9 protein-coding genes, 1 other RNA gene and 1 pseudogene are annotated in these 11,326 nt (G+C 39.7%); 7 read left to right on the top strand and 4 right to left on the bottom strand.

The features are described from left to right. From HMPREF2758_RS02615 to pflA, 5 genes and pseudogenes are all read left to right on the top strand, one after another. Positions 1–425, top strand: a 425-nt coding sequence (locus HMPREF2758_RS02615) for a Cna B-type domain-containing protein (RefSeq protein ID WP_148128874.1), incomplete at its 5' end; no start/stop codon positions are given. Between the two features lie 213 nt (positions 426–638). Beyond that, positions 639–3,383, top strand: coding sequence for a DEAD/DEAH box helicase (locus HMPREF2758_RS02610; protein WP_070609051.1), 2,745 nt, complete (start codon positions 639–641; stop codon positions 3,381–3,383). A 48-nt stretch (positions 3,384–3,431) separates the two neighbouring features. After that, a pseudogene (locus tag HMPREF2758_RS09110) lies at positions 3,432–3,571 on the top strand (class I SAM-dependent methyltransferase); the annotation flags it as partial. Between the two features lie 269 nt (positions 3,572–3,840). Further along, entirely contained in the window at positions 3,841–6,093 is a 2,253-nt protein-coding gene (gene pflB, locus HMPREF2758_RS02605; protein ID WP_070609050.1) for a formate C-acetyltransferase, read from the top strand. A 24-nt stretch (positions 6,094–6,117) separates the two neighbouring features. Further along, on the top strand, positions 6,118–6,888 hold the full coding sequence (pflA, locus tag HMPREF2758_RS02600; protein ID WP_070609049.1) for a pyruvate formate-lyase-activating protein: 771 nt from the start codon (positions 6,118–6,120) through the stop codon (positions 6,886–6,888). A 362-nt stretch (positions 6,889–7,250) separates the two neighbouring features. Here pflA and HMPREF2758_RS02595 read toward each other — a convergent pair whose 3' ends face one another. Then, positions 7,251–8,231 carry a tetratricopeptide repeat protein gene (locus tag HMPREF2758_RS02595; protein ID WP_070609048.1) on the bottom strand — a complete coding sequence of 327 codons (981 nt, stop codon included), beginning with the start codon at positions 8,229–8,231 and terminating at the stop codon, positions 7,251–7,253. Positions 8,232–8,265: 34 nt separating this feature from the next. Here HMPREF2758_RS02595 and HMPREF2758_RS02590 point away from each other — a divergent pair, with 34 nt between their 5' ends. Further along, positions 8,266–8,685, top strand: coding sequence for a ribonuclease HI family protein (locus tag HMPREF2758_RS02590; RefSeq protein ID WP_070609047.1), 420 nt, complete (start codon positions 8,266–8,268; stop codon positions 8,683–8,685). Here the strand turns inward: HMPREF2758_RS02590 and HMPREF2758_RS02585 are convergent. The 3 genes from HMPREF2758_RS02585 to gpsB form a co-directional block, all read right to left on the bottom strand. Next, complete coding sequence (locus tag HMPREF2758_RS02585) at positions 8,682–9,806, bottom strand: THUMP domain-containing class I SAM-dependent RNA methyltransferase (RefSeq protein WP_070609046.1); 1,125 nt, start codon at positions 9,804–9,806, stop codon at positions 8,682–8,684. The genes HMPREF2758_RS02590 and HMPREF2758_RS02585 overlap by 4 nt on opposite strands. 116 nt (positions 9,807–9,922) lie before the next feature. Continuing rightward, positions 9,923–10,301, bottom strand: an RNA gene (gene rnpB, locus HMPREF2758_RS02580) — RNase P RNA component class B. A gap of 24 nt (positions 10,302–10,325) precedes the next feature. Further along, positions 10,326–10,655 carry a cell division regulator GpsB gene (gene gpsB / locus HMPREF2758_RS02575; RefSeq protein ID WP_070609045.1) on the bottom strand — a complete coding sequence of 110 codons (330 nt, stop codon included), beginning with the start codon at positions 10,653–10,655 and terminating at the stop codon, positions 10,326–10,328. Positions 10,656–10,870: 215 nt separating this feature from the next. Here gpsB and HMPREF2758_RS02570 point away from each other — a divergent pair. Next, the coding region (locus HMPREF2758_RS02570; RefSeq protein WP_070609044.1) for a DUF3013 family protein at positions 10,871–11,326 on the top strand (456 nt) is incomplete at its 3' end.

The following is an 11,326-nucleotide window of genomic DNA, read 5'->3' as shown; positions in this document are numbered from 1 at the left end:
GGTCTGGTGGACCAACGGTCAAACCAACGATTACCATTCAATTATTGCGAAATAATCAAGTGATTGACCAAATCCAATTATTGAATGGTCAAACAAGTTATCGATGGGAAGATCTCGATCAAATTGATCCCCAAGGTCAGACTTACAACTATACGGTACGTGAGTCATTGGTATCGGATTATTATTCAACGGTTGAAGGGAATATTGTGGACGGATTTGTAATTCGGAATACGTTTATTCCACCTCAAACTCCGCCTCCAGTCCCCCCACAACCAGAGATTCCACTGACTCCAGACAAACCAGAATTACCTCAAACTGGTGAGAATAGGACAGTGTTATTAAGTATTAGCCTGGGACTGATTTTGGTGGGATTAACCTTATTATTGGTTGATTACTCTACTAAGTCTATTGATAAACTATACTAGTTTGTCTGTATAATTTGATAAGATACCTCAAGCGTGCAATTTGCGTGCTTGAGGTGTTTTTGTTTGAAATAATTTTTATAAGTTCACGGATTCATTTTAGAGCTATTCGCAACTAATGGTCGAACTTGTTAGCCTTTTATGGTATGTTCTTGTTGAGAATTGTCAGGGATTAATCGATTAGGATATCCCGTCATTGATATAAGGAGGTGCCAGATGAAGATTGATCGAACAATTGCGAATCAAAGGTTAAGACAATTGGAGGCTCTTGTAGAAGGGGATAAGAAGTATACTTTAAATTCACTTAAGACCCCAATTCATGACTTGCTTAGGAAATATAATCAAATATTTTTAGCGCCTTTAAGTATAACCGCTCGTGATAAACTAGCTAATATGCAAGTGGATCCCCCACAAGGGAATGAGGAATGTTGGCCAATGGTAGACGGTGAAGCGGTGAGTTCCCAATATCAATCTTTAGTAAAGCGTCTGGACTCAGTGCTTCGCTACCAAGAACAGCATCAAGTTCTACTTGCTGATCAGAAGAATTTTTTGAATCAGATGAAAATCGCTTTAGAATTTGTGTCCGAGAATGACCGGAATAAATGGTTGAGTCTTTTTATGACTAAGTCCGTAAAACATCAGTTAGCAGCCTATAAAGCATGGATCGAAGGCCATCAAGTAGAGTGGGAATCCTTATTAACTCAGGCGAACTCTTTAATTGATTCAGATTTGGATTCAAAGGATTATCAAGAAATTCTTAAAAATTCTGCCCCAGCTATTCATCTTGCTATGCTGGAATTATCAGACTATCGATCTACTGCTAGAGATCAAATTTTATTACAGATTCAATCTTATTTAGAAAAAATTGATGGTCTTATGCAACAATTTGATCAGCAATGGATTGAAGGACGTATCCAACAAATGATACAAAAAGTGAAGTTAAAGAAGGGACGTCAAAAAGCTCTAGATCAACCTATTACCCTTTTTCGAGTCTATAGTTCATTGAAAATTCCCGAAGAGGCTTGTCATTCGTTAAAAATTGAGAGCTTGGGAGATTTGAAAACTAAGGCGGATCGCTTGGCAAGATACTTAGCATGGACGCAGGATGAGTGTCAGTCTTTAAAGCAAGAGATCGATCAGTATCTGGACCAAATGGTAGCGACCTATTATCCAAAGTTATCTTTATCAGAGATGAGTGAAGAAGAAAAACAGTTGGTAATGAGTCTTTATCGCTACTTGAAGCTGAAGAAGTCAAACCCTGTGGATCTTACTAGCTCAAAGCGGCTCTGTCGTTCCTGTAAGGAGATTCTGGATAAGCTCTGGCAGCAAGCATATAATACCTATCAAGCTAGTCAACTTCCCATTGAAGAGCAAAAACAATTGGGGCAGAAATATCAGCAATTGTTCAAACAAGTGGATCTTTTGATTGGGATGTCGCTCGAGGAGTCATTGAAGATTGAGCCTGCGGATGCTTGGCAAGCAATGGTAGACTTTGAGAAATCATCATCTTCTTATTACGCCGTCATTGACCGGTTGAATGGCGGAGGAGATCAGGATTATAGGGATCTTCCTAGTATTATCGTTGATCGTGTTAAGCAGTTCTCTTTGGAAACGGATGGATTTGGAGCGATTCTAAGACCCTATCAAGAATTTGGTGTGAAGTATGCATTGACCTTTAAGAAAATTCTGTTGGGGGATGAGATGGGTTTGGGTAAGACGATTCAGGCCTTGGCGATTGCCAACCATCTGAATTTGCAAGGACTGACTCACCATGTTGTGCTTGCTCCATTGTCAATCTTAGCTAATTGGCAACGCGAAATTGCCAAATGGACGGGGATGGCAAGCTTTTTGTACCGAGGAAACAATCGAAAAGCAGCTGTCCAAGCTTGGCAGGACCAAGGAGGTGTCTTATTGTTGAATTATGAGCAGAGTAAGCACCTTAATAATGAGTCGATGGATTATAAACCGGACCTAGTTATTGTGGATGAAGCCCACTATGTTAAAAATCCGAATGCTCAGCGATCTAAGAATGCCTATCAATTGGCTCGTTCAGCAGACTATAATCTTTTTATGACAGGAACACCTTTGGAAAACCGTTTATCTGAAATGAAGCAATTACTCTCAATTCTGCAACCAAATTTAAGCTTTACTGAAGGCTCTTTTAAAAATGATTGGTTGGATGAGGCCCCGCAAGAATTTAAGCAAAAGGTGGCCACTGTCTACTTAAGACGCAAGCGTCTCGATGTTCTTAAAGAATTGCCAGAGATTGAGATGGTGGAACGCTGGTCTAATTTCTCAAAAGAGGAACAGGCATTTTACGATGAGGCAGTTCGAATGGGGATTTCTGGAATGATGCGGATGCGCAGAGCCGGCTTTTCCGGAGTTGATCGTCGCCATTCGGAAAAGATTGATAGCACTTGTACCATCTGTGAAGAAGCCTTGGAGAATGGGGATAAGATTATTATCTTTTCTTTTTTCAAAATGGTGCTTGAAAAGTTGGAAGATCATTTAGGAGACAAAGTGGTTGGGATGATATCGGGAGATATAACAGCCAGTCAAAGACAGGATCTAATTGATCGTTTAGAAGCGGCTGATAAAGGCGCTATTTTATTGAGTCAAATCGATGCTGGTGGTGTGGGATTAAATATTCAAGCAGCCAATATTGTCATTCTCTGCGAGCCCCAATGGAAGCCTTCAACGGAACAGCAAGCGATTGGTCGTGTTTATCGGATGGGACAGGCTAAGAATGTGGTGGTTTATCGACTGTTAACTCAAGAGAGTATCGATGAGACTCTGATGGATTTGTTGGCAAGGAAAACACAGGTTTTTGAGGACTACGCTCAAGATTCAGTGGTCTCAGAGGCTTTTGATCATCAAAATCAAAGTGTTCTTTCTGAAACTGAATTACAAAAGAAGGTCTTTGAGATTGAACGTGAGCGTTTAGCTAGGAAAACAGGCTAATCATAAATTGATAACTAGTTGAAAAGAAATGGTACGCTGATATAGCCACATACCATGGAAGACCAAATTGGGGGTCAACTTAAAGCGGGATTTTTGCTGAGAGAACTTTATGAAGATACGAATGGAGAAGGGCGACTTCATCAGTTAAATATCCTAGCTATGTAGTAACTAGGGCGGTGAAGGCTTAAAGCTTGACATGGAAAGGATATTTGTAGGAATGTGAGAGATTAAGATATTTTGAAAAGAGCCGCTTTGGCGGTTTTTTTATTAGCTAAAGTTCCTGAGTTATAAAGGAGTTGTTTGGAAACGAGAAATGCGCTTTAAACAGATTGTAAAAACTGTATCAAAATCAAAAAAACTATAGCTATTTATCACACTTTCAGATATAATATGTGTATCAATAAATTCGTTAAAATATTCACAATATTGATTATTATTTAGAGGAGGACGATGATAAATGGAAACGACGAAGACAAATGTAAGCTCTGCTTGGGAAGGATTCAAGGGGCAAAGCTGGCAAGATGAAATTAATGTGCGTGATTTTATTGTCGCTAACTATACACTATATGAAGGAGATGACTCTTTCCTCGAAGGTGCAACTCCTGATACCTTCCAATTATGGGACCAGGTTATGGATTTGACGAAGCAAGAACGTCAAGCAGGCGGAGTCTTAGATATGGAGACCAAAATTGCCTCAACGATTACTTCCTATGGCCCAGGATATTTGGACCAGGCAAAAGAACGGATTGTTGGTTTACAAACAGATCAACCATTTAAGCGTCCCATGCATCCTTTTGGAGGGATTCGCATGGCAAAGTCTTCACTAGCAGCTTATGGCTATGAGATTGATAAGGAGACAGAATATACCTTTAACCATTTACGTAAGACCCATAATCAAGGGGTGTTCGATATTTATACACCAGAAATGCGGGCTGCACGCCACTCTGGGATTATTACTGGTTTACCAGATGCTTATGGTCGTGGTCGGATTATTGGTGACTATCGCCGGGTAGCATTGTATGGCTTGGATCGATTAATGGCTGACCGAGTTGAGCAATACGCTAATATTGGTGATGGTCATATGAGCGAAGAGGTAATGCGCTTAAGGGAAGAGGTTTCTGAACAGTATCGAGCACTGGCTGAATTAGTGGAACTTGGAGATAGCTATGGCTTTGATTTAAGACGGCCAGCAGAAAATGCTCAAGAGGCATTTCAATGGGTATACTTAGCTTATTTAGCTGCGATTAAGCAACAAAATGGTGCAGCTATGTCCTTGGGTCGCACCTCTACCTTCTTAGATATCTATATTGAGCGCGATCTGCAACGGGGCATTTTAGATGAACGATCTGCTCAAGAAATTGTAGATCACTTTGTCATGAAGTTACGTTTAGTTAAATTCGCGAGAACACCTGAATACAATGAGTTATTCTCGGGGGATCCAACTTGGGTCACTGAATCAATTGCTGGAATGGGATTAGATGGTCGTCCATTAGTAACTAAGAATTCCTTCCGATTCTTGCATACTTTATCTAACTTGGGACCTGCTCCTGAGCCTAACTTAACGGTTTTATGGTCACCAAAATTACCAGAAAACTTTAAACGTTTTTGTGCGAGGGTATCAATTGAGACATCGGCCATTCAATATGAAAATGATGAAGTGATGCGCCCTGAATATGGTGATGACTATGGGATTGCTTGCTGTGTATCGGCAATGCGCATTGGAAAACAAATGCAGTTCTTTGGGGCACGGGCTAATCTTGCCAAGGCCTTGCTTTATGCGATTAATGGTGGGGTCGATGAAAAATCGAAAGCCCAAGTTGGGCCAAGCTACCGAGGCATTAGTTCAGAATATTTAGATTATGAGGAAGTCATGGTTAAATATGATCAAATGTTAGATTGGTTGGCTGAACTCTATGTTAATGCATTAAATATTATTCACTATGCTCATGATAAGTATTCATATGAAAGTCTTGAAATGGCTTTGCATGATGTGAATGTGATTCGAACCATGGCAACTGGAATTGCTGGATTCTCGGTTGCGATCGATTCTCTTTCTGCCATTAAATATGCCAAAGTAAGAACGATTCGTGATGAAAATGGTATTGTTGTTGATTTTGAAACTGAAGGCGACTTCCCTAAATATGGAAACAATGACGACCGTGCTGATCAAATTGGTGTGCAATTATTGAAGACCTTCATGTCTAAAGTTAAGAAACATCAAACATATCGTAATGCGATTCATACCACCTCAATCTTAACGATCACTTCCAACGTAGTCTACGGTAAGAAGACCGGAAATACTCCTGATGGTCGTCGTGCGGGTGAACCTTTTGCACCTGGAGCTAATCCAATGCACGGACGAGATACTCATGGTGCTTTGGCGAGCTTGTTGTCAGTATCGAAGATACCATATAAGGAAGCCATGGATGGTATTTCAAATACCTTCTCTATTATTCCTAAGGCTTTAGGAAAAGATGATACGATGCAAGAGGAGAATTTGGTGAGTCTTTTAGATGGTTATTCCTTAGAGGGAGGCCATCACTTAAATATTAATGTCTTTAATCGAGATACACTCTTAGATGCCATGGAGCATCCAGAAGAGTATCCACAATTAACGATTAGGGTCTCTGGTTATGCGGTTAACTTTATTAAGTTGACACGCGAACAACAGTTAGATGTTATTAATCGGACCATGCATGCATCCATGTAGATCGATCTGAAAGGAGGAGAGCACGTGACCTCGCAAGAACCACCCGTTATCGGCTATGTCCATTCTACAGAAAGTTTTGGATCGGTTGATGGACCAGGTATTCGTTTTGTAACTTTTATGCAGGGCTGTCGATTACGTTGTGAATTCTGCCATAATCCAGATACCTGGAAAATGACAGGAGGAACTCCTTATACGCCTCAAGAATTATTTGATCAAGCTGTGGCTTACCGTTCTTTTTGGGGGCAAAAAGGGGGCGTAACAGTGAGTGGTGGGGAACCTCTATTACAAGTCGATTTTCTATTAGCTTATTTTAAACTATGCAAGGCGGCTGGGATTCATACCACGATTGATACCTGTGGGGCTCCTTTCACTTATGATGAACCTTTCTTTTCTATATTTGAAGAATTAATGCAATATACGGATCTTCTTCTGTTTGATATTAAACATATCGACCCTAAAGGACATCTTGCTTTAACTGGAGCGAGTAATTCTTCTGTATTAGCGATGGCTGATTATTTATCAGATCACCGGATTCCTGTATGGATTCGACATGTTTTAGTACCGACTCGTACGGATTATGACGAGTACTTGCATCGCTTAAGCGATTATATTAAGACTTTGAAAAACGTTCATAAAGTTGAGATTTTGCCTTATCATGAATTGGGGGTCTATAAATATCAAGCCTTAGGAATCCCTTATCGGCTTGCTGGTGTTCATCCTCCTACTGAAGAGCGTGTAAAAAATGCACAAACGATCTTAGAAGTGGATCGCTATCAGGCATACTTGGATGATTAATAGAATAGCAGGGTGTATATTCAGGAAACTTAATACTTTCATGATATTAAATAGGCTGTTACTCAATCACAAAATTAATGATAAAGCACTTCGCTTTTTCATAATATGAGGATCACAAGGTGTCTTCGTTTATTTACTAGGCTGGCTAGAGAAGCGAACACCATTTCATCAGTATTAAAAATAAAAACTAATCCCATTAGGGTGGTGGACTGCCAGGAACTTCGATTGAAGTCTTCTGGTCTCAGTTGATTCATCAAAGCCTCGATGCTAAAGCATCAAAGCATGATAAGATCAACAGTCCTTTATCACAGCTGTGGGATTAGTTTATTTTTTGTATTAAAGCTAAAGTGAACGGGCGAGACTTAAAAAGAAAGGCTCAATAGAAGATTTTGAATCTCGCGATTAGCTAGTTCTAGATATGTTTGCACTTCCAAGGAGAGTAGCGAATCCGGTGATTCTTCGACGCCATTCATAGCTAAAAAATGATCGAACCAGAGTGATTCATCAGGGATAGCTTGTTGAAGAAAGGGATAAAAGCTAAGTAGAATCAAGGTTAGATTATTATATAAGTCATCATAGAGGTTGGGGTTGTTATCTTGGCAGTAGGTGTTCAACCGTTTGGTTAAATCTAAAAATAGTGGGTCTTGTTTACAAGGGATCAGTTCTTTGAGGTTGACGGTTTTGGCTTGCTTGAACCAAAGCAATTCTAATCTGTCTTTTCGGTCCTGTCTTAAATAAAAATGTAAGATATCACTTTTAATAAAATTAGATAATTGGGTGTTTTGCAACATTGATGAAAAAACTGCGTCAATCTCAAGTGTATCGATAAGGTCATAGAGGTCTGTGACTGTACTCATCACTTTTTTTAATGGACTTTGACATAATTGTTGAACCCATTGGTTAAGGCCCTCTGTAGATCGATGATTTTTTAGCGTATCAATTAATTCCAGTTTCTGTTGTTCTTGTTGGATTAAAGAATCTAAGACTTGCGGATCATGGCCCAAAGATTGAAGTTGGTCACGAATTTGATAGAGTTGGACTAAAATTTCAGATTGAGATTTCAGGGATCTGACAGAATAAGCATAAGCGGTCAAGTAGTTTTTATCCAAAGATCGCCAATCTTTGTCCTTGAGTATTTGCTGCCATAACTTTTTGAGTGCTTGATTATTTTGCGTCATTAGATAGAGTTGGATCAATTCATGAAAGCAGGGCCAATTATTTTCTATTTGATAGGATTCCTCAAGGTATTTTTTAGCCAATGTAAAATCATTGTTTTGAAGGGCAAGGCATCCTTTGCGGTAGTAGTTTTGTGCATTATTTGGTAAATTAATAATATCCGACATGGGAATCACTCCTTGGTCAAAATGAGGTGAAAAAATGTTAACGATCTATATGGATGCTGCATTTGATCCTAAAACAGGGGAAGCAGGCCTAGCATATGTTATTATCGAAGGTCAAAGCCGTCAGCACAAAAAGTACTATTGTTCAAAATTAATAGACAATCATCAAGCGGAGTTCGTCAGCTTAAGACAGGTCTTAAGGGATCTATTACTTGTCAAATCATCATTGAGCCAAGTTATAGCCATAAAAACAGATTCTAAGATCGTGGCCGATTCATTTGATAAAGGCTATGTCAGATCGAATCATTATCAGGCGTATTTATCAGAAATATTACAGCTGGCGGATCAGTTTGATCTTATCTTTGTCACTTGGCTTCCTGAAGGAAAGAATAAGCAGGCGGATGGGCTTGCTAAACAAGCCCTTCATCGTCAAGGGCAAGTTGAAGTGTTATCTTAGGCCTCTGACCAATACTGATAGTAGTCTACTTTTAGAGCTCCATTATAGAGCTTACGTTTTTTGGTGGCCTTCTTTCCATAATAGTCCTCAAAGGCTTCATCGCTGGTTAGAATGTATTTGGACCAGGTTGGCATTTTTTGATAAATTTCACCCATTTGTTGGTAAAGATGATGGACTTGATCTTTATCCAGCAAGCGATCACCATAAGGTGGGTTAGCAATTAAAATGCCGTAATCTTTTTTGGGAACGAAGTCTGATAATTGCATTTGTTTAAATTCGATGGTATCAGCGACACCTGCTTTACTTGCATTAGCTTTAGCAATTTCAATCATTCGTCCGTCAATATCACAGCCTAAAATATCCATTTGAAGGTCGGCTTTGATTTGTTGACGGGCTTTTTGACGCTCGATGGTCCAAACCTCTGGATGAAAATACGTCCAATCTTCAGCTGCAAATGATCGTTGTAAGCCTGGTGCAATCTTCCGCCCCATCATGGCTGCTTCGATTAAGATGGTGCCTGATCCGCATGTTGGGTCATAAAGTGGTCGGTCTGCATGCCAAGTGGTTAATAGGACTAGAGCTGCAGCCATATTTTCTTTGAGGGGAGCCCCCCCTTTTTCACTGCGGTAACCTCGTTTGAAAAGGCTCGATCCAGAAGTATCCAAACTAATGATAACATGGTCTTTAACCAGACTAACTTCGATGGGGTAATGGCTGCCGGTTTCGGCTAGGGGTTGAGTGCGACTGTAGTATGTCATTATTTTTTTGGCAATCGCTTTTTTTACAATCCGTTGGCAGTTAGGAACGGAGTGGAGTTTTGATTTTTGGGATTTGCCAGATACGGGGAAATTAGCATCTAAGGGTAGGATGTCTTCCCAAGGAAGGGCATAGGTTTGGTCAAAAAGGGATTCGAAAGTTGTTGCCTTGAATTCACCAACAATAATTTTGACGCGATCTGCCGTTCTTAACCAAAGGTTAGTACGAGCGATATCAATGGCGTTGCCTTCAAAACGGACACGGCCGTTTTCAGTTTGAGTTTTATAGCCGAGTTCTTTTAATTCACGGTTTACGAGAGATTCGATGCCACTTGCAGCAGTGGCAATGAGTGAGTATGTTTGCATGGGATTCCTTTCTTTTTGTTGTTATCAAATAAAAAAACACTCACCTAGCAGACGCTAAGTCAGTGTCAGTCTAAAAAGCAATCTCTTAGCTAGGCTAATACCTATGAATAGTAAAGATCGATAAGCCATGTTCTGTCATCATCGATTGATAGGTACCATCGATGATGGGGTAATCATCTATCTGCATTTACATGCCTCCTTGTCCGTTGTCCGACGCAAAGGTCGTTCCTTTCAAGAAGTGCCCCTACCAAATTTGGGTTGCTCGCTCGAGGGGTTTACCAGCGTTCCAGTTTTTGCATTTCTGCAAAAAATCGTCTCTGTGGCACGTTATGGGATACTCCTTCATAGCCGTAGCCTTAGAAGTTTTTCCCGCCGTTAACGGTGAAGTTACCTTAGCTTATTGTTTCGCTAAGCACGATCACTACAAGCATTTCAGCATTGTGCGAGCATGGACTTTCCTCAGTCAACAGAAGTTGACCGCGATTACCTGAACTTTACTATGTAATATTGATTGACTTATTAAGGGTTGGAGTTGTCCGAGATTCGAGCTCCGAAAACATGTTTTTCCAAGTTGGAAAGACGCTTAAGAATATCAAAATTAGTGACGCCAGAACCTGGGTTGCTTGGCGCATTTTTCTTTGCAAGTGAGAGCTGTTTGGTTAACTCATCAACTTTAGCGATCAAACGTTCATTTTCGTTCTTCAAAAAGACAACATCTTTTTGATAGGAGTCATAATCACGAATAATACTATCGAGATATTCATCGACTTCTGCTGCATTGTAGCCACGCATTGAACGAGAAAATTCTTTTTGTAAGATATCCTTTGCGGTTAAATTCTTTTCTGCCATGAATGTCACCTCGTTTACTAATTGGTCTTTGAAAATATTCTAGCTTATCTATTCTATCGCTTTTAGTGGTTAATATCAAAGATTAATTTGAACCTACTTAGTATTATGACATGATCCTATGAAAAATACTAGTCTATTTCTAGAATTTTAAACGTCAATCTTGCTAAAGTAGTTTGAAATCGTCATAATAAGATTCAGGAGAAAGGCGTGGTGAGATGGTAAGACTAAGTCTTTTTGAAGCTTGTCATCAGCAGCTAGACCAATTGTTTTTTTCAAATGATTGGTCTTTAAATTATCTTGAGAGCCAAAACTGTTTAGAACTATTCCTATATTTCGAATTGGACAATCCTTTACAACTAAACTTTGAGGATGCAAGTCAGGCGAATAGTTGTCAGGATCCCTTACCCTATTGTTTAAAGGTAGCTATCTATTCAAAATACCAACCGATTAGTCAAAGCTTGTACTGGGTAGCGTTAGAAATTGATCCCGATAAAGGTATAGAACATGGAGAGTTGAAAGCTTTTCTTAAGACGGTTAAAGATCAGTCTAAATCTTTAAGCTTAGCTTGGAAAGATTGGTATCAGGGAGACCGCAGCTTTGAATTTGATTTTAGCTGGGACTGGAAAAACTATCGAGATAAAATAGCTCTGTATCAAGAGACGGGGCGTTAC

It is taken from the genome of Facklamia sp. HMSC062C11 (assembly GCF_001810675.1).
GTDB lineage: Bacteria > Bacillota > Bacilli > Lactobacillales > Aerococcaceae > Facklamia > Facklamia hominis.
Note: the sequence above shows the minus strand (reverse complement) of the source record. Positions and strands in the feature narration are given on the sequence as shown.